This window comes from Flavivirga jejuensis (assembly GCF_030540765.1).
Taxonomy (GTDB): Bacteria; Bacteroidota; Bacteroidia; order Flavobacteriales; family Flavobacteriaceae; genus Flavivirga; species Flavivirga jejuensis.
The window spans coordinates 299,478-319,366 of sequence record NZ_JAUOEL010000008.1 but is presented as its reverse complement, the minus strand read 5'-3'; the positions used below and the strand labels follow the sequence as shown (position 1 = coordinate 319,366).

The following is a 19,889-nucleotide window of genomic DNA, read 5'->3' as shown; positions in this document are numbered from 1 at the left end:
GTATATAATCTGTTTTAAGAAGCCAGGGTTATTTAGGTAACGGACTAACAATTTTTACATTTTGAAACGCAATAGCACCTCTTACAACACCAGATATAACATCTTGTAGTGCTTCAATAATTTGCATTTTCAATTCACTTTTATGATAGATGATGCTTACTTCTCTGGCAGGCGATGGTTCGTTAAAATAATATAAGTTTTCTTTTTCTTTTTCATTAATATCTAGGGTATGTAAATAAGGTAAGAGCGTCATACCTAATCCTTCATTTGAAAGTTTTATAAGTGTTTCAATACTGCCGCTTTCTAATTGAAATTGATCATCAGTTTGATTTTTAAATACTTTACAAAGATTAATAACACCATCCCTAAAACAGTGTCCATCTTCAAGTAAAAGCATATCATCTATATCTAAATCTGATACATCTATTTTTTTGTGATTATGTAATCTATGGTTTTTAGGAATGTATCCCATAAATGGTTCAAAATAAAGAACACGTTCTTTTATATTTTCATCTTCTAAAGGTGTGGCAGCTATTGCTGCGTCTAGATGACCATCGTTAATTCTGGAAATTATTTCTTCAGTTGTTAATTCTTCTATTTTAAGTTTAACCTTTGGGTGTTTCTTTATAAAATTCTTTAAAAACATAGGAAGTAGCGTTGGCATAACCGTTGGTATAATACCAAGTTTAAATTCACCGCCAATAAAACCTTTTTGTTGGTCTACAATATCTTGAATTCTATAAGATTCATTTACAATATTTCTTGCTTGTTTTACAATTTTTTTGCCTACATCAGTTAATTCAATAGGCTTTTTGCTACGATCAAAAATCAATATGTCTAATTGATCTTCTAGTTTTTGAATTTGCATGCTTAGTGTAGGTTGTGTCACAAAACATTTCTCTGCAGCTTTAGTGAAATTCTGGTTTTCGGCAACAGCCAAAACATAATATAATTGTGTAATTGTCATTGTAATCAATTTAGACTATAAAAATATAAAAACTATCAATAAAATTTATAGAAACAACTGTTAATTATAAATTAAATTTGTAGTAGATATAAAAATAAGTATAAAATGACATTAAATAGTTTAGGATTAGACTCCAAAAAAACCAAAGATTTAGCAGATGATTTGAATCATTTATTAGCCAATTTTCAAATATATTATCAGAACCTGCGAGGTATTCATTGGAATATAAGAGGGAAACGTTTTTTTGATTTACATGTAAAGTTTGAAGAATTATATACAGACGCAAATATGAAAGTTGATTTAATAGCAGAACGTATTTTAACATTGGGGGAAACACCATTTCATACATTTGAAGAATATGTGGAAAATGCAAAAGTACCAGTTGGTAAAAATATTTCTCAAGATGATAAAGCGGTACGTTTAATTGTTAATTCATTGACCGAACTTTTAAAAATTGAAAGACTCATTTTAGATAAGTCTGGTAATACAAATGATGAAGGTACCAATTCAATGATGAGTGATTTTATTACAGAGCAAGAGAAAACCGTCTGGATGATGAAGGCTTGGTTGAACGAATCAGTTTAGTATTTATTGATAGTAGCAGAGAGGCTTGGAAAGTATTTAGAAATTAAGTGGTCTTATCGAGCGCAGTCGAGATGTTTTAAAAGTTTTCGACTGCGCTCGTACGGACACTTAAACACTTTTAAACTTATATTTCTTTTTGTTTAGAGATATCTTTAATTTTAAAGCAATCCTCGAGCTTTAATTTCTAAGTATTTATTAATGGTATCTATAGTAAGTTTTTCTGGTGTTGTTAAAATAGAGTAGATACCATACTTTTTTAATTCATTTACAATAAGACGTTTTTCAAACGCAAATTTTTCGGCAATTACTTTATCGTAAACTTGTTGTACTGTTTCTGCTTTTTCGCTAATTAAACTGTTTAATTCGGTATTCTTAAAGAAAATAACCACTAATAAATGGTTTTTAGAAATGGCTTTTAAGTAAGGTAATTGCCTGTTTAAACCATCTAAAGTTTCAAAGTTGGTATACATTAAAATAAGGCTTCTATTTGTAATGTGGCGTTTTATACTTCCATATAACCTACTAAAATCACTTTCAAAAAAATCTGTTTTAATGTTGTAAAGGGACTCTAAAATAAGTTGCATTTGTGAGCTCCTTTTTTCGGCAACTACCACATTTTCTATATGTTTAGAAAATGAAAACATACCAGCTTTATCATGCTTTTTTAAAACGACATTACTAATTACAAGGGCAGCATTAATGGCATAATCTAAAAGACTTAAACCGTTAAAAGGCATTTTCATAATCCGGCCTTTATCAATAATAGAATAAACAGGTTGCGATTTTTCGTCTTGAAATTGATTGACCATCAACTGATTTTTCTTTGCCGTAGCTTTCCAGTTTATAGTACGTAAATCATCACCTAAAACATATTCCTTGATTTGCTCAAACTCCATAGAATGTCCTAGCCGCCTTACTTTTTTAAGCCCAAACTCTAGCGAATTCTGATTAATATTTAAAAGTTCAAACTTTTTTAATTGCTTAAAACTTGGATAGGTAGGTACCATAGCACCATGATTAGAAGTAAAACGTTTAGCAACTAAGTTTATAACAGAAGAGACATACACGTTTAAATCACCAAAATGATATTCACCACGTTCGATTGGTTTTAAATTATATTGAATTGATTTTGACTTACGAGCAGCAATACGTTCTTTAATTTTGAAATCCCTCACTTGAAATTGCTCAGGAATTTCATCTATAATTTCTAAATAAACAGAAATGGGGTAGTTGTTATTAATATTTAATTTTACTTGGTTTTTATCACCATTTGAAAATTTATCTGGTAATACTCTAGTGGCTTCAAGTTTGTTTTTCCCGATAAAAACAATCAGAAGATCTAAAAAGAATAAGAGTATGAGTATTAATATAGAAAGTTGCGCAATATTGAATAATAAAGGAATGAAATAACTTAAAGCAAACAATACTACAATGCCAATACCAGCATAAAAAAAACGGGGTTGTATATAGAATGGTTTAAAGAATTTCAAAATTTGTTAAAAGTTAAAAGTTAAAAGTTAAAAGTTAAAAGTTAAAAGTTAAAAGTTAAAATGAGATTCTTCCTTAGCTTCTCTATGTATCTTCAAACAAAATATATTTTGTTTTCGATAATGTTATCATTGACCTTTTTTATAAATACTTAATTTATAATCGTTTGTCATTCAGAGCACAGCGAAGAATCTTTATTGTTAATCTCTAAAGATTCTTCAGTCGTAAGCTTCGCTTATATCTTCAAACAAAATATATTTTGTTTTCGATAGCCTTCTGAATGACACCCCTATTACGTCATTTCATCCGCTAGTTAAAATTTTTAACACAGATCTCTGAATGACATTGTTTTCTTATTTTGCCTACTGCCTACTGCCTACTGCCTACTGAACACTACCAACTAATCAACGAGGTATCTCAACAGTTTCAATAATTTGTTTTATAATCTGCTTGCTAGAAACACCTTCCATTTCACGTTCTGGTGTTACGATAACTCTATGGTGCAATACAGGAATAGCGGCACGTTTTATATCTTCTGGTGTCACAAAATCGCGACCAGACATAGCCGCAAATGCTTTACTAGATTTTAATATGGCTATAGATGCTCTCGGTGATGCGCCTAAATATAAAAATTGATTACTACGAGTAGCAACAATGAGTTCTGCGATGTATTTAAGTAAATGTTTTTCTACCAAAACCTGACTCACTAAATTCTGGTATTTTACAATTTGATCGCCCGTTAAAAAGGATGTGATCGCTTCCGTTTTAACCTTATCTTTTAATTCATGCTCTCTGGATAGTATTTCTATTTCTTCATCTAAATTGGGGTAACTAACATCAATTTTAAATAGAAATCTATCTAATTGTGCTTCTGGTAATCTATAGGTGCCTTCTTGTTCTATAGGGTTTTGAGTTGCTAAGACGATAAAAGGCGCGTCTAGTTTAAATTTATTCCCGTCAATTGTAATCTGTTGTTCCTCCATAACTTCAAATAAGGCAGCTTGCGTTTTGGCAGGTGCTCTATTGATCTCATCAATAAGAATCATATTCGAGAAAATAGGTCCTTTTTTGAATTCGAATTCCGATTTTTTTAAATTAAAAACCGAGGTTCCTAAGATATCACTAGGCATTAAATCTGGCGTAAATTGTATCCGACTAAAACCGACACTTAAAGATTTTGCTAAGAGTTTGGCTGTAACTGTTTTTGCAACTCCTGGAACACCTTCTATAAGTGAGTGCCCTTTAGCTAAAAGAGAGGCAATGAGCATATCTACCATATCTTTTTGTCCAACAATAACTTTACCAACTTCTTGTTTTATTTTATTCACACTTTGTTGAAGTTCGGATAAGTCTAAACGATTTTGAAACTGTAAATTACTGGTGTCTTCCAAGGCACTATTATCAATTGATGATATAACGTCAGATTTCGGTTCGATATCTTGATGATCTTGGTTTTGAGATTCTTTATTTTCGCTCATAATTATGTAGTATAAAAAGCTTCAATATGCTTATTTAATTTGATTAGGTTTTCTTCAAAAAAATCATTTTTTGATCGTAGCCAATTAATATACTCGATTAGTTTTTTAACATCTTCTTTTTTCTTACCTGTTTTGGCTGCCAGTTTTATTATAAAGGCATCGTTCAAATTAGATGTGTCTAAATTAAAATCTGTTCGTATTTTTTCTAAAAAATACGTTATTTTTTTATCTATCAAGTTTTTATGATCCTGAGTTTCAAAATATAAATTAGATACGGTTTTAACAAAAGCGATGGTCGTATTTTGTAGTGGTCTTATTATTTTTATAATACGTTGCCTGCGTTTGGCATTAAATATCATAAAAAGAATTCCAAAAACAATAGCAGTATACCATGCCCAGTTAAATGATAACTGTTCGAGAAACCAACCTAGATTCGATTCTTTTTCAACATCACCATCGTAACCTGTTTGTATTTTTGTATAGGAATCAAAATACACATTATTTTCGGGTAAGTAAGAAATAAGACCTTCTATATATTTGTATCTGTCTTCTTTTAAAAGATTATAATTTGTAAAGGCTTTTGGTTCGAGATGTAAGTATATGTGACCATCTCCAAAAGGAACTTCAATAAAATTAGCATGTTTGTAATTAATTTTAGAGTGTCCCAGTATGTTATAATTTATAGTATCAAAGTGAGAAAAATAATAATCCCCCTCATTTTTATCTATAATCGTACTTTCTACATCAATATATTTAAGTGATTGATATGATATACTATCTTTTTCAGTAAAAATATAATCAATGTCAATATCTAAAGTGTCGTGAATTTTTTGGGAAAAATAATAATCGGATATAAATAGCGTATTACCAGCGTCAACAAAATTTAATAATTCATCTATTGATTCATCTTCTAAATAATCAGAATTTCCAATAATAATATAACTACCTTCTGCAACATGTTCTCCATAACCATACTCAGAATTTGCTATTAAATAGCTAGCTGGTTGATGGTAAACTGTTCTAATCTTATGGTCTTTAAAAAGATTAGGTAATTCTTTATAGAATATACTAAGCCCATAGGGTTTTTTACTTTTTTCATTAAAAGACTCTTCCCAATCTACCGTTTTTGTCCTCTTTACACCAATAGCGATAGATGCCGTAACTACTAAAGCAACAATTATTAAGAGTATAGGCAAAATTTTCTTCATTATTTTACCTTATTTAAAAGCGTTAAAAAATGATCTTTGGCCTTGGTGTATTGCCCTATATTTACAGCAAATTTGCCATACCATATATAATTGTATAGATACGAAGTATATGAGAATTCTTTGCTAAAGGGCTTCCCATTTATCTCATTTAAATATTCACTATTAGTTTTGTCGTCTTCAAATTTTATATGGTTTTTTAAACTAAGTGTTTTTAAAACTAACAAGTAATAATATCTAATCGCTAGTCTGTAATTGTTATCGTTCTCGGCATTTTTTATTAAAGAATGTATATCTGCATGTTCAATATTTTCGGCAGTTATCTCATCAAAATCATTAAGTTTTTTATTGTTTCTTGAAGAAAATAAGCCCGAACCACCTTCGTTAAGTAAAATATAAACGAGGTAAATAACTGCAATTGCTATGGCGAGATAAAATAACCAACCAAGAGGACCGAAGTCTATGCTTATCTCATTCTTATTCTCATCCTCTTCTTCTTTTTGCTTTAGTTTTTCTTTTTTATAATCTTCATAATTACCAGAACCTACAGGGCTTTGGGTTACTATTTTTTTTCCTTCGTAATTGTATTTATCACTAGAATACCGATTTTTAAAATCTTCATCAAATCGTCTTATTTGTTCAGGCTCTTGTATAAAGTTAATACCAAAAGCAGTTTGATAGCAGCAAACCATAAGAAACCAAAAAGAGATTGTATGTAATCGGTTTATTTTCAATTAGGAGATGGGCTTAAGATTTGGGTTTGAGTAATTTTCTTTTGAACTTTAAAAGGATAAATTAAATAATAATAACTAATAATACTTAATGTAATTAATATAATACCAGTTGATAGCCAATTAGGCATTATGTTAGAATAGCGTGTAATAAAGCCTTCTAGAAATCCTGCAGAAAAAGTAAAAGGAAAGGTACTTATTAAAATTTTTATACCAGTTTTTGCACCTTGTTTAAATGATGTGTATCTGGAGTGTGTTGCAGGAAATAAAATACTAGCCCCCAGAATGAGTCCCGCAGCAGCCTCAATAACTATAGCGAAAATTTCCATGGCTCCATGTATCCAAATACCACGAACACTTTCCCATAAAACGCCTTTATCGTAAAAGAAGTACTGGAACGATCCAAGCATGATGCAGTTTTTAAACATAATATAAAGTGTTCCAATTCCTAAAAAAACACCTAAAACAAAGGCGATAATACCAACACGTAGATTATTTATGGTTATGCCTATAAAACTCCCCCAGTTACTCCCGCTTTTATAAACAGCTACAGGATCTCCAGCTTCGATATTCTCTATGGACATATTTACATAACTATCTCCTAATACAGAACGTACAAATTCCCCATCGTTAGCAGCAGAAATAACACCAATAGAAGTAAAAGCGAAAAATATGATAAAAGCGATGTAAATAAATTTTCGGTATTGATAACAAATTAAAGGAATTTCTGTTTTCCAAAAACTTACAATTCTGTTAGTATCTTCACGTTTTGTTTTATAAATTTTTTGAAATGCCTTGGCTGCTAATTGATTAAGGTATGTAATAACCTTGCTTTTAGGATAGTAGGTTTGTGCATACGCTAAATCATTTATTAAATGAATGTATTGTGAAGCAAGTTCGTCAGGGTCTTCAAAGTCATTATTAAAGACGGCTCTTTCAAAACTTAACCATTTTTCCTTATTTTGCTTAATAAATGAAACCTCCCTCATATATTTGATAAATTAAAATATAAAATGTCAGAGTTACAAATTAACACGACCCAAAATGTAAAAATAACGTTCAATGCTGCAGGTGGTGGAGAAAGATTATTAGCATTTATTATAGATGGAGCTATAAAAATTGGTTATTACCTCATTTTAAATAAGATATTTGGTGTTTTTGACGGTATGGACGAATGGTCTCAAATAGGTATTAATACGATATTAAGTTTTCCTGTAATGTTTTATACATTGGCTCTGGAATCTTTTTTTCAAGGCCAAACTATAGGTAAACGAGTGGCTAAAATTAGAGTTGTTAAAATTGATGGTTATCAGGCTTCATTGTCTGATTATGTGGTACGTTGGTTTTTTAGAATTGTAGATGTTTATATTTTCGGATTAGGCTTTTTTGTTATGTTGTCTAATAAAAAAACGCAGCGATTAGGAGATATGGCGGCGGGAACTGCTGTAATAGCATTAAAAGATAGTGTGAATATTAGCCATACTATTTTAGAGAATTTAAAACAAGATTATAAACCTACTTACCCTAATGTTATCAAATTATCGGATAATGATGCACGTATTATAAAAGACACGTTTATTACTGCAAGAGCAGCAAGAGATTATCAAACACTAATAAAATTAAGGACAAAAATAATAGAAGTGGCTGGTATAAAAGAGGTTAAGCAAAATGATGACATACAATTTATTGATGTTATTTTAAAGGATTATAATTTTTACACCCAAGACATGTAAGCAGAGAACCACTTTTCTTTTTTCAGGAAAAGTGAGTGAATCGCTTATCCTGAGCATAGCCGAAGGATCTCAAGAAGAGACTTGTAATGGGTAAAGAGTCGCTTACCATGAGCGAATGCGAAGAATCTCAAAGTAAAGGAACCAACTTTACGAAGTAAAAGTTAAAAAGTCTACTTTGAGTATTATTAAGATGTAAAATATATCAAAAGCAGTTAGCGGATTTAGCAAAGGAAGTAAATTAATTGAAAATATTATGTTTTACATTATTGATATTTTAGGAACCATTGCATTTGCTATTTCAGGTGTATTAGTGGCGATCAATAAAAAAATGGATTTATTTGGAATCTTAATTATTGGTTTCGTAACAGCAGTTGGAGGCGGGACGCTTAGAGATTTACTTATAGGAGATACGCCAGTTAGTTGGATGAAAGATATAACCTTTACTTATGTTATTATAGTGTCGGCTATATTTGCGATAGTTTTTAGAAGTAAAATTAACTATCTAAGAACATCGCTGTTTTTGTTTGATACCATTGGTATAGGACTATATACTTTGGTTGGAATTGAAAAAGGACTAAATGCCGAATTACACCCAATTATTTGTATAGCCCTAGGAACTATAACAGCTAGTTTTGGAGGCGTTATCCGTGATATTTTATGTAATGAAATCCCAGTTATTTTTAGAAAAGAAATTTATGCTACCGCTTGTATACTTGGAGGTGTTACCTATTTTTCATTAAGAGAATTTCCTATAAAAGACAACATTGTTTTCATAATAGCCGGAGTAGTTGTGATTGTAGTTAGGCTATTTGCAGTAAAGTTTAAAATAGCATTGCCTAGAGTTTATAAGGATTAATTTTTTAGTATTCAGTATTCAGTATTCAGTATTCAGTAATCAGTAATAAGTAATCAGTAGGCAGTATTCAGTAAGCAGTAGGCAGTGGACACTGTGTCGTGTTCAAGTGGGAAATTAATAGTAATAAAGTATTACACTTTGTGCCTTAGCGACTTTGCGAGATTATCAAGAGGTTTTCCTATTGAATAATCTCAACATTATAACATAAACATTTTTATTAGACTATTAGACCAATCACAATAATCAGCTACAGCATCAACAATTCTATCAAAAACATCATGCCTTTAGTTACCCTACCAAAATAAACAGTAAAGAGTCAGACTTTGTGCCTTCGCGGCTTAGCGTCTTAGCGAGATTATTAAGAAGTTTTCTAATTCAAAAATCCCAACATTATAACATAAACATTTTTATTAGACCAATCACAATAACGAGCTACAGCATCAGCAATTTTATCAAAAACATCATGCCTTTAGTTACCCAACCAAAATAAACAGTAGAGAGTCAGACTTTGTGCCTTCGCGGCTTAGCGTCTTAGCGAGATTATTAAGAAGTTTTCTAATTCAAAAAACCCAACATTATAACATAAACATTTTTATTAGACCAATCACAATAATCAGCTACAGCATCAGCAATATTATCAAAAAGATCATGTCTTTAGTTACCCTACCAAAATAAACAGTAAAGAGTCAGACTTTGTGCCTTAGCGTCTTAGCGACTTTGCGAGATCATCAAAAGATTTTCCTATTGAATAATCCCACCATTATAACATAAACATTTTTATTAGACCAATCACAATAACCAGCTAGATCATCAGCAATTTTATCAAAAACATCCATGCCTTTAGTTACCCTACCAAAATAAACAGTAAAGAGCCAGACTTAGCGTCTTAACGATATTATTAAGAAATTTTACTATTCAATAATCTCAACATTTTTAATATAAATATTTTTGTCAGGCCAATCCCCATCATCAGTTTCAACAGCAGCAATTTTATCTAAAACATCCATACCTTTAGTTACCCTGCCAAAAATAGTATAGTCACCATCTAAAAAATGAGCCCCCCCTTTTTGTAGTACAATAAAAAATTCAAAAGGCGATGCTAATTTGTAAGGGTTGTTAACCTCGCTGCTAGGCATTGAAACAGCACCCCTATTATGTTTAAATCCGCGTTTTGTATCTGGAGGTAATAAATATCTCCCGATTTCGGAACGCTTTCTAGCTATTTTTTTGTCATCACTATTACCTGCTTGTACTATGTAATTATCAATAACTCTATAAAACTGTGTATCGTTAAAATATTTCTGTTTAGTCAAGAAAATAAAGTTAGAACGATGAAATTTTGTTTCGTTAAATAGTAAAATTTCGATAATACCAAAATCTGTGGTAATACGTACTTTATTTTCTTTATGGTGCTTATCATAATCCAGAAAAAAAGCCATAGCATTTTTTGAATTTAACTTAGGGAATTCCCTTTCAGGTACTATAACAGTATCTTTTATAATTTCTTTTTTTTTCTTTTTAGTTGCTATAGTTTCTGGAATAATTTTCTTTTTAGTTTGTTTATCTTCACAATTCAGAAGTAAAAAAAATAGACATAAAAGAAATGAAAGTCTCATAGATATGAATTTTGATGAATTTTTAAAATTAACTTCAAAAGTAAAGAATATACCGCTTCCAGCCGAATCGTCTCACTTTAAAATGGTGCCTCCTTTTCGAAGAGCGCTTATGGAGAAACAAAAAGAAGCCATAAAAAAGGCAAAAAGGGCAGGTGTATTGGCGTTGTTTTACCCAGGAACAAATAAAGAGACGAAACTAGTGCTAATTTTAAGAAAAACTTACAAAGGGGTACATTCTGCCCAAGTAGCATTTCCTGGGGGGAAGTTAGAAAAGGAAGATGCCTCATTAGAAGTAGCAGCTGTAAGAGAGACGTTTGAAGAGGTAGGTGTGCCGATAGATTCTATAGAAATTATTCGAGAATTATCTCAAGTTTATATTCCACCTAGTAATTTTTATGTGCAACCTTTTTTTGGAATTACTAAGCGCACACCAAGTTTTATTAAACAAGATGATGAGGTAGAAGCTATTATTGAAATTGAATTACAGCACTTTCTTGATGATAATATATTGATAACTAAAAAAGTGTTAACCTCGTACAGTGTTGAGGTTGAGGTTCCTGCGTTTAAATTAAATGGACATGTTGTTTGGGGGGCAACGGCTATGATGTTAAGTGAAATGAAAGACTTGTTAAAACCATACATGTAGTTTAATAGATTTGTTACTTTTGCAGTTACTAACTAAAATTTGACGTGTGATTTATGGGATTACTTAAAAGAAATCCATTCGGGCATATATTATTTTTAAAGAAATGGCTTATTAGAATTTTAGGCACATTAACTCATAGACGCTTTAGAGGGTTTAATGAGTTACAAATAGAAGGTTCCGAAATTATAAAAAACTTACCCGATACGAATGTATTATTTGTTTCGAACCATCAAACTTATTTTGCCGATGTAGTATCTATGTTTCATGTTTTTAATGCCAGTTTAAGTGGGCGGGTAGACTCTATTAAAAACGTTGGGTATTTGTGGAATCCTAAGTTGAATATCTATTATGTAGCAGCCAAGGAAACAATGAAAGATGGCTTGTTGCCAAAAATATTAGCTTATGTAGGATCTGTTAGTATTGAGCGTACTTGGAGATCTGAGGGGCAAGAAGTGAATAGACAAGTTAAGATGAGTGATATTTCCAATATAGGAAAAGCATTAGATGATGGTTGGGTTATTACCTTTCCTCAAGGAACGACAACACCCTTTAAACCTATTAGAAAAGGAACAGCTCACATTATTAAGCGATACAAACCTATTGTAGTACCCATTGTTATTGATGGATTTAGACGTTCTTTCGATAAAAAAGGATTACGTATTAAAAAGAAAAATATTCTGCAATCTTTTGAGATCAAAGAACCTTTAGAGATCGATTACGATAATGAATCTACAGATGCTATTGTAAAGAAAATAGAATATGCTATCGAGCAACATCCTTCTTTTTTAAAAGTTATTCCCCAAAAAGAATTAGAAGCTCTCGAAGCTCTTAATAAAAAGCGGGAGTGGTAAAACATAGTATCATCTAATAAATAATAGTATTTAATCTGTTGATGCTAATATAGTCTACTAATTTACTGATGTAATATTTACATGGCAAGTAAAACCAGTTCCTGTAAGATCTATTGTAAAAGTATCGGTTTGAGCTATTAACGGCGTACCAGAAGCTGTTAGTGTTATTGTGTTAACCCCCAAAGATGGAAATGCCCCAGAGGCAGAGAAGCTATAACCATTAACAGTATTTGTGGTAATGTTGTATGTATCGTAAAAACCAACTAAAACATCTATCGTTATTGTGTTTGTGTTGTTTAGAGGAGAGCTTACAGTGTAAGTGCCATTAACATTGACAGAATTACAGTCTAATTCGTTTTTTTGAATTTCTTTTAAACAAGCAGACCAAGATGCACTTATATAATATTGAAAACATTTACTATCTGTATTGTATATAAACAATCCCTCAGTAGGAAAAGCTATGGCATCTCTTTGAGCCTGTGTCATTCTTGGAGGGAGAAACCCTAGAGTTGTAGAATTAATCTCTAAAAGAGAGGATATGTCTGGGTTTTTTGTTCCAATGGCTATTTGACCGTAACTATGATATACATTAAAACATAGTAATATTATAAAATAAACTAGTTTTGACATTTTTTGAAATGAGGCTTTTTTCATTAATTAACCGAAGTTTTTATCTTAAGAATACTAAAATGTTATTAGATTGATGAGGGAATTAATTACCTAATAAATAATTGTACCTGATCTGTTGGTGCTCCTGCTGATGGTATACCTCCAGTCCAAGGATTAATACTGCCTATTGAATAAAACCAATTACCATGATTAACACTACCATCTATATAGGTGTTCGTTCCAGATAATTCAAGCCCTCCCCAAAGATTACTAGTTGAATTAACATTAATTGCTGTATATCCTGGAACTGGAGAAACTCCTGCTGTTCCACTTCTAGGGTCAAATGTCTGCGACCAATGGTTAGTTAATCCTAATGAAGGGTAGTGTAGTCTAAATTCATAGATAGTAGGGCTACTTTTTATTTCATCTAATTTACTAAGGATGGAGTATTTATTTGTTGTTAAACCAGGTGATCCAGCATTATGTTCTTGAGATTCAGTGTCGTTTGCCCAGTAACCACCAGCAGTATTATGATTGAAAACAAGTGTCCATCCCCCACCGTTACTAGTCATATTACAATAACAATCGTAAGGCGCATTGCCTCCAGTACCATCTGGGTCAATGGAGTATATGCCATCTGTAGTAGAGCCAGTATTAAAATATTCTAAGCAGTTTGCCAAGACCCCAGTTACAGTTATATCTATATTACAGGTTGAAGTTGTTCCTATAAAATCTATAGTGAATGTGTCAGTCTGAATCGCTAAAGGTGTGCCAGATCCTATTAAAGTTATAGTGTTAACTCCTAACGAAGAAAATGATCCTGAAGCAGAGAAGCTGTAGCCGTTAACAGTATTTGTGGAGATATTATAAGTGTCATAAGAATTAACGACAACATCTATAGTTATTGTATTGATGCTGTTTAGTGTTAAACCAGTACCATAAGCTCCATTAACATTAATCGAACTACAATCTAATTTATTTACTTGTGGACCACTTAAACAATCAGACCAAACCATTCCTTTGTAGTATTGAAAACATTTACTATCTGTATTGTATATAAACAGCCCCTCGGCAGGAGACGTAATTGCATCTCTTTGAATTTCTGTCATTCTAGGAGGTAGAAAACCTTGAGTTGTAGATGTAATATCTAAAATAGATGAAGGGTCAGGGGTCGTTGTTCCAATACCAACTTGTCCGAAACTATAATACATACTAAAGCATAGCAATATTATACAATAAGTAAATTTTGTCATTTTTGAGAGAGAACTATTTTAATTAATCCGCCGTGAAACTACAAAAATAAAATTAAATATATTATTTATCGTTGATAACTCTTAACAACTCGACTTCAAAAAACACTTCAAAATGACTACTTTGCACATCATAATTAAAAACCAAAACGTAAAATTAATTGAAAGTCTGTATAGCCGAAAAGCCAAGTGTAGCACGAGAGATTGCCTCTGTTTTAGGAGCGAATACTAAGCGTGATGGGTATTACGAAGGTAATGGTTATGCGGTCACTTACACCTTTGGTCATTTATGTACATTAAAAGAACCTAATGACTATAAGCCATATTGGAAAAGTTGGGATTTAAATAACCTCCCTATGTTGCCCGAAAAATTTGAAACCAAAGTAGTTTCTAATTCTGGGATACAAAAACAATTTAAAATTGTAAAAAGTTTATTTGATAAAGCGGATGTTGTTATAAACTGTGGGGATGCTGGTCAAGAAGGAGAATTAATTCAGCGTTGGGTGATGAATGAAGCTAATTATAAGGGTGAAATTAAGCGTTTATGGATTTCCTCATTAACCACTGAGGCTATTAAAGAAGGATTTGAAAATTTAAAACCTTCTGGAGATTACGATAATTTATATTACGCAGGTTTTTCCAGAGCTATTGGCGACTGGTTACTTGGAATGAACGCCACCAGATTATATACAGTAAAGCACGGTGGTTATAAGCAAGTATTATCGGTTGGTCGTGTACAAACACCAACATTAGCAATGGTTGTTAACCGTTTTAAAGAGATTGAAAACTTTAAACCGCAACCTTATTGGGAATTACAAACTTTGTATCGAGAAACTTTATTTAGCTATGAAGAAGGACGCTTTTTAAAAAAGGAAGATGGGGAAGCTTTAGCTAATAAAGTAAAAGAAAGTGATTTTGAAATAGAATCTATCACAAAGAAAAAGGGTAAAGAGTATGCACCAAAGCTTTTTGATTTAACAGGACTGCAAGTATATTGTAATACTAAGTTTGGGTTTTCGGCAGATGAAACCCTTAAGATAGTTCAGAAATTATACGAACAAAAAGTGGTGACTTATCCTAGAGTAGATACCACTTTTTTACCAAATGATGTATATCCAAAAGTATCCGGTATTCTTCAAAAATTAACAAATTATTCAAAGTTAACACAGACTCTTTTAGGAAAAAAGATAAGAAAGTCTACCAAGGTTTTCAACGATAAAAAAGTAACCGATCACCATGCCATTATTCCAACAGGAATTCAGATTAACTTACAATATAATCAGCAACAGGTATACGATATTATAGTAAAGCGTTTTATTGCTGTTTTTTATGATGATTGTTTGGTGTCTAATACTACTGTTGTTGGTAAGGCAGCCGATGTTTCTTTTAAAACTACAGGAAAAGAGATCTTAGATAAAGGGTGGCGTATTGTTTTTGACACTTCGGCTGCGCACAGTGCGACAAATAAAGATAAATTATTACCAGTATTTACAAAAGGAGAAAAAGGGCCACATGAACCGTCATTTTTAGAAAAAGAAACCAAACCACCTAATCAATTTACAGAAGCGACTTTATTACGCGCCATGGAAACCGCAGGAAAACAAGTAGATGATGAGGATTTACGTGAATTGATGAAAGAGAATGGTATTGGAAGGCCGTCAACACGTGCCAATATTATTGAAACTCTTTTTAAAAGAAAATATATAAAACGTAACAAAAAACAGGTGTTACCAACAGTTACGGGGATACAACTTATTGATACGATTCAAAATGATTTATTAAAATCGGCAGAACTTACAGGCTCTTGGGAAAAACAACTAAAAGATATTGAAAAAGGGGTGTTTAGTGCTGGAGCGTTTATAAAAAATATGAAACGCATGGTAGACGCTTTGGTGTATGAAGTGCGCAGTGAAACGAAACGAGCTAATATATCTCATGCTGTAACTGTAAAAAAACGTGAAGCCAAAGCCATTAAAAAAGAAGCAGCGGGTATTGGAGCAGAAATTTGCCCAAAATGTAAGCAAGGTCGTATTCTAAAAGGAAAAACGGCCTATGGTTGTAGTGTCTATAAATCGGGTTGCAGTTTTGTAATGCCTTTTTCCTATGCCAATAAAAAGATTTCTGAAAAACAATATATCAGACTGCTTCGAAAAGGGTCTACAGTTAATTTAAAGGGGTTTAAAACAGATTCAGGTAATGTGGAAGGTTTACTTCGTTTTGATGAAGCGTTCAATTTAAAATTAGAACCTAAAAAAACATCCACGCCTGCTTTGTCGGCAGACAAGAAAGCGAAGCCAGACGAATTAACGTGTCCGAAATGTAAAAAAGGAACGGTTATTAAAGGAGGTAGTGCTTATGGTTGTAGTGATTACAAATCAGGGTGCGATTTTAAAGTAACCTTTGATGAAGTACGAACTAAGATAAACGGGCAAAAGCCAACCAAAGAACTCGTTCATAGTATTTTAAATGGAAGCATCTAAAAGCGAGCACCGACATTTTGTAATCTATAAACCGTATGGTTATTTAAGTCAGTTTAAAAGCCATGATTCAAAACAACAATCGAAAAATTTTTTAGGAACCCTTCATGATTTTCCTGAAGGCATCATGGCTATTGGTAGATTAGATGAAAAATCGGAAGGTTTATTATTACTAACTACAGATGGTAAAATGAGTGATTTTATTAATGGTAGAAAAGTTGAAAAGGAATATTATGCGCAGGTAGATGGTTCTATTTCAGAAGAAGCGATCGAACTATTAAAAACAGGTGTAGAAATAGGGTTTGATGGTAAAAAATATCAAACAAAACCTTGTAAGGCTTTTAAGTTAGATGCCATTCCAGATTTGCCAAAACGCTCCCGAAAAATTAGAGATGAAAGACATGGACCAACATCATGGGTGTCTATAACTTTAAACGAAGGTAAATTTAGGCAGGTGCGAAAAATGACTTCGGCAGTCGGATTTCCAACATTGCGATTAGTACGAGTTAGAGTAGGGAGTATTGGTCTTAATACTATGCAGGTAGGGGATGTTGTTGAGGTTGTCGCCTTTTTTTAAAATTCCAGTTTCTTCAATTCTTTATAATTCTGATTGAGGCGCTTTAGTAAAAGACCATAGACCACCCAATAGAATAATAACATGACCCCTATCATTAATGCTAAAACTAAAACGGCTACTATTATAAATATAGCATAAAATTTAAAAACCTCCCCATTAGCTGAGGCTTGTTCGATTTGACCAATAATAAGTTGATCCATAGATAATTCAATATATATGCCTGCAAACATGGCTATAACTAAATAAATTAAGTTGAAAACCACATATTGTTTTACCGTTTTTCTCGTTTTAAGAATATTTTCCATGAGTACCTTAGAGTTATCTGTGGTAGATATTCTTCTGTAATTTCTAAAAAACAAATAAAAGAATAAAGCTAGAATAATATATCCAATGACTACCAAAGGAGTAAAAACAGCATCAGCATCAAGCTGATCAAAACGCTTCATACTTTCCGTGTCCTTTAATAATAAGGATATAAATATCCAAAAAACAAATTCTAATAAACTAATTATGAAAATCCATTTTACAATGGAGGATGATTTTTTTAAGATCATCTTATATATTTCGTTATAAGTTAGTTTAGGATATTTATTATCATCCTTATTCCAGTCTTTCTTTAATAAATCTAATTCATCCATAGTTTTACGGATTTAATATGGTTCTAAGCTTTGTTTTTATTCTATTCATCTTCACTCGTGCATTTACTTCACTGATTCCCAATGTTTCACTAATGTCCCTGTAGTCTTTGTCTTCTAAGTATAAGAAAACAAGCGCCTTTTCTATGTCATTTAATTGATGTACTGCTTTATAAAGTGTTTTTAGTTGTTGCTCTTCCGTATCATCATAATCTTCTGCTTTTATTTTAAATTCAACACCATCAAAATCTTGCGTATTAATAGTTCGTTTCGATTTTCTATAAAGTGTAATCGCTGTATTTAAACCTACTCTATACATCCATGTACTAAACTTAGCGTCTCCTCGAAATTTGGGGTACGCTTTCCAAAGTTGAATGGTTATTTCTTGAAATAAATCATTGTGAGCATCGTAATTATTAGTATACAAACGGCATACTTTGTGTACGATATTTTGATGCTTTTCTAGCAATTCAACAAAACTATGTTCTAGTTCTTTATTCAATGTGATGGTTTAGTTACAATATAAGTAGCTTAAAATTTTAAAATGTTACAAATGTGTAAAAGTAATATTTTAAATAGTGAAAAACATGTCTGTGTAGTATCTTTGCACAACATTAAATTTTATTATGAATATTCCCGAATCTAGTTTACCGAGAGTCGTTATTATTGGCGGTGGTTTTGCAGGAATTAATTTTGCAAGAAAAATAGCAAATAAGAATGTACAGGTTGTTTTAATTGATAAACGAAATTACCACACTTTCCAACCGTTATTATATCAGGTATCTTCGGCGGGATTAGAGCCAGACTCTATTGCATACCCACTTCGTAAAATATTAAAAAATCATAAAAATACGTTTTTCCGTTTAGCTGAAGTAGAATCTATTAACTCAGAAAAAAATAACATTAAAACAAGTATTGGTAATCTAGATTATGATTATTTAGTGATAGCTACAGGAACCAAGACTAATTATTTTGGGAATGAATCCATTGAAACACATGGTATGCCGATGAAAAAGGTACCTCAGGCTTTAAATATTCGTAGTTTAATATTGCAAAATTTTGAGCAGGCTGCAATAACTAATGATAAAGAAACCCGTAAGGCTTTGTTGAATTTTGTTATTGTTGGGGGAGGACCAACTGGTGTTGAATTGGCAGGAGCAATTGCAGAACTTAAGAATCATATCTTACCCAGAGATTATCGCGATTTAATTCCTGAGGATATGCAAATATATTTATTAGAAGGCGGGGCACGCGTTTTACCAACCATGAGTGAGCATGCTTCTAAAAAAGCAGCAAAATTTCTTTCTAAATTAGGAGTTTTGGTACACTGTAATACATTTGTTAAAAATTACGATGGTAAAAAAGTGTTAACCAATTTAAGTTTAGAATTACAATCGGAAACTTTAATTTGGGCAGCAGGTGTAACAGGAAACCCTGTAAAGGGACTTCAGGCAGAAGCATTAATTGATCGTGCCAACAGATACAAAGTAAATGAATATAATCAAGTAGAAGGTTACAACACTATTTTTGCTTTAGGAGACATTAGTTTAATGCAAACAGATGCTTATCCAAACGGACATCCACAGGTGGCACAACCCGCTATTCAACAAGGAGAACTTTTAGGAAAAAATCTTATAAAATTAATAGAAGGAAAGCCGCTAAAAAAATTCAAATATAAAGACAAAGGCTCAATGGCTACAGTAGGTAGAAATAAGGCGGTTGTCGATTTAAAACATTTTAGATTTGCAGGTTTTTTTGCATGGTTTGTTTGGATGTTTGTACACCTTATGGCATTGGTCGGTTTTAGAAACAGAGTGATTGTTTTCTTTAATTGGGGGTATAATTATATTAATTTTGATAAAGCTGCACGACTTATTATACGTCCATTCAGGAAGTTAAACCAATAGTTTTTATTATTTTTATTAATTACTGATAAAGAGCTGATTAAGTGTGTGTTATAGTTTTTGTCTATAGTTGTTTTTGACGGCTATAATGATAAAAATTTGTACTTTTAATATAGAGGAACATCATACTAAGCTCTAAAAAAGTAACATGTTTAATGAAGTTTATTTAAAAAAAAATAATCAATTCGAATTTATAAAAAAATAGTATTAAAAAAAATTAAAATGCTATTTGTTTTTTAAATACTTTTTAGATGTAAAAAAAAGACATATTTTTTTAATGA

19 protein-coding genes are annotated in these 19,889 nt (G+C 31.7%); 8 read left to right on the top strand and 11 right to left on the bottom strand.

What is annotated here, in order from left to right:
• Window positions 1-28 precede the first annotated feature (28 nt).
• On the bottom strand, window positions 29-967 hold the full coding sequence (locus Q4Q40_RS20640) for a LysR substrate-binding domain-containing protein (RefSeq protein WP_303303923.1): 939 nt from the start codon (window positions 965-967) through the stop codon (window positions 29-31).
• A gap of 105 nt (window positions 968-1,072) precedes the next feature.
• Between Q4Q40_RS20640 and Q4Q40_RS20635 the strand changes: the two genes are divergently transcribed.
• Complete coding sequence (locus tag Q4Q40_RS20635; protein WP_303303922.1) at window positions 1,073-1,552, top strand: Dps family protein; 480 nt, start codon at window positions 1,073-1,075, stop codon at window positions 1,550-1,552.
• A gap of 158 nt (window positions 1,553-1,710) precedes the next feature.
• Here Q4Q40_RS20635 and Q4Q40_RS20630 read toward each other — a convergent pair whose 3' ends face one another.
• The 5 genes from Q4Q40_RS20630 to Q4Q40_RS20610 all read right to left on the bottom strand — a co-directional run bounded on the left by Q4Q40_RS20630 (window position 1,711) and on the right by Q4Q40_RS20610 (window position 7,443).
• The gene (locus Q4Q40_RS20630; RefSeq protein WP_303303920.1) at window positions 1,711-3,042 is read right to left on the bottom strand and encodes a DUF58 domain-containing protein; all 1,332 of its coding nucleotides are present in this window, start codon (window positions 3,040-3,042) and stop codon (window positions 1,711-1,713) included.
• Window positions 3,043-3,444: 402 nt separating this feature from the next.
• Window positions 3,445-4,455 (bottom strand): AAA family ATPase, encoded by a 1,011-nt coding sequence (locus tag Q4Q40_RS20625; protein ID WP_425555795.1) that lies wholly within the window; start codon window positions 4,453-4,455, stop codon window positions 3,445-3,447.
• 65 nt (window positions 4,456-4,520) lie between these two features.
• Window positions 4,521-5,726, bottom strand: a complete 1,206-nt coding sequence (locus Q4Q40_RS20620) for a DUF4350 domain-containing protein (RefSeq protein WP_303303918.1) — start codon at window positions 5,724-5,726, stop codon at window positions 4,521-4,523.
• Window positions 5,726-6,457: a hypothetical protein gene (locus Q4Q40_RS20615; RefSeq protein WP_303303917.1), complete on the bottom strand. Its 732-nt coding sequence runs from the start codon at window positions 6,455-6,457 to the stop codon at window positions 5,726-5,728. Before Q4Q40_RS20615 ends, Q4Q40_RS20620 begins: the two co-directional genes overlap by 1 nt.
• Window positions 6,454-7,443 (bottom strand): stage II sporulation protein M, encoded by a 990-nt coding sequence (locus tag Q4Q40_RS20610; RefSeq protein WP_303303916.1) that lies wholly within the window; start codon window positions 7,441-7,443, stop codon window positions 6,454-6,456. Before Q4Q40_RS20610 ends, Q4Q40_RS20615 begins: the two co-directional genes overlap by 4 nt.
• A 24-nt stretch (window positions 7,444-7,467) precedes the next feature.
• On the opposite strand from Q4Q40_RS20610, the gene Q4Q40_RS20605 reads away from it, so the two are divergent.
• On the top strand, window positions 7,468-8,187 hold the full coding sequence (locus Q4Q40_RS20605) for an RDD family protein (RefSeq protein WP_303303915.1): 720 nt from the start codon (window positions 7,468-7,470) through the stop codon (window positions 8,185-8,187).
• A 253-nt stretch (window positions 8,188-8,440) separates the two neighbouring features.
• Window positions 8,441-9,043 carry a trimeric intracellular cation channel family protein gene (locus Q4Q40_RS20600; RefSeq protein WP_303303914.1) on the top strand — a complete coding sequence of 201 codons (603 nt, stop codon included), beginning with the start codon at window positions 8,441-8,443 and terminating at the stop codon, window positions 9,041-9,043.
• Window positions 9,044-9,954: 911 nt separating this feature from the next.
• Here the strand turns inward: Q4Q40_RS20600 and Q4Q40_RS20595 are convergent.
• A complete protein-coding gene (locus tag Q4Q40_RS20595) occupies window positions 9,955-10,659 on the bottom strand; it encodes a peptidylprolyl isomerase (protein ID WP_303303913.1) in 705 nt (234 codons plus the stop codon).
• Between the two features lie 4 nt (window positions 10,660-10,663).
• Here Q4Q40_RS20595 and Q4Q40_RS20590 point away from each other — a divergent pair, with 4 nt between their 5' ends.
• A complete protein-coding gene (locus Q4Q40_RS20590) occupies window positions 10,664-11,305 on the top strand; it encodes an NUDIX hydrolase (RefSeq protein ID WP_303303912.1) in 642 nt (213 codons plus the stop codon).
• A gap of 53 nt (window positions 11,306-11,358) precedes the next feature.
• Window positions 11,359-12,156: a lysophospholipid acyltransferase family protein gene (locus tag Q4Q40_RS20585; protein ID WP_303303911.1), complete on the top strand. Its 798-nt coding sequence runs from the start codon at window positions 11,359-11,361 to the stop codon at window positions 12,154-12,156.
• Window positions 12,157-12,213: 57 nt separating this feature from the next.
• Here Q4Q40_RS20585 and Q4Q40_RS20580 read toward each other — a convergent pair whose 3' ends face one another.
• Window positions 12,214-12,786, bottom strand: a complete 573-nt coding sequence (locus tag Q4Q40_RS20580; RefSeq protein WP_303303910.1) for a phage tail-like protein — start codon at window positions 12,784-12,786, stop codon at window positions 12,214-12,216.
• Between the two features lie 86 nt (window positions 12,787-12,872).
• Window positions 12,873-14,018, bottom strand: a complete 1,146-nt coding sequence (locus Q4Q40_RS20575; protein WP_303303908.1) for a phage tail-like protein — start codon at window positions 14,016-14,018, stop codon at window positions 12,873-12,875.
• 158 nt (window positions 14,019-14,176) lie between these two features.
• Here Q4Q40_RS20575 and Q4Q40_RS20570 point away from each other — a divergent pair, with 158 nt between their 5' ends.
• Complete coding sequence (locus Q4Q40_RS20570) at window positions 14,177-16,495, top strand: type IA DNA topoisomerase (RefSeq protein ID WP_303303907.1); 2,319 nt, start codon at window positions 14,177-14,179, stop codon at window positions 16,493-16,495.
• Window positions 16,482-17,069, top strand: coding sequence for a pseudouridine synthase (locus Q4Q40_RS20565; RefSeq protein ID WP_303303906.1), 588 nt, complete (start codon window positions 16,482-16,484; stop codon window positions 17,067-17,069). Before Q4Q40_RS20570 ends, Q4Q40_RS20565 begins: the two co-directional genes overlap by 14 nt.
• Here Q4Q40_RS20565 and Q4Q40_RS20560 read toward each other — a convergent pair.
• Together Q4Q40_RS20560 and Q4Q40_RS20555 are read right to left on the bottom strand one after the other, a co-directional pair.
• Entirely contained in the window at window positions 17,066-17,707 is a 642-nt protein-coding gene (locus tag Q4Q40_RS20560) for a DUF8845 family protein (protein ID WP_303303905.1), read from the bottom strand. The genes Q4Q40_RS20565 and Q4Q40_RS20560 overlap by 4 nt on opposite strands.
• Window positions 17,708-17,711: 4 nt before the next feature.
• Window positions 17,712-18,206 (bottom strand): RNA polymerase sigma factor, encoded by a 495-nt coding sequence (locus Q4Q40_RS20555; RefSeq protein WP_303303904.1) that lies wholly within the window; start codon window positions 18,204-18,206, stop codon window positions 17,712-17,714.
• 124 nt (window positions 18,207-18,330) lie between these two features.
• On the opposite strand from Q4Q40_RS20555, the gene Q4Q40_RS20550 reads away from it, so the two are divergent.
• Complete coding sequence (locus Q4Q40_RS20550) at window positions 18,331-19,611, top strand: NAD(P)/FAD-dependent oxidoreductase (protein ID WP_303303903.1); 1,281 nt, start codon at window positions 18,331-18,333, stop codon at window positions 19,609-19,611.
• Window positions 19,612-19,889 lie beyond the last annotated feature (278 nt).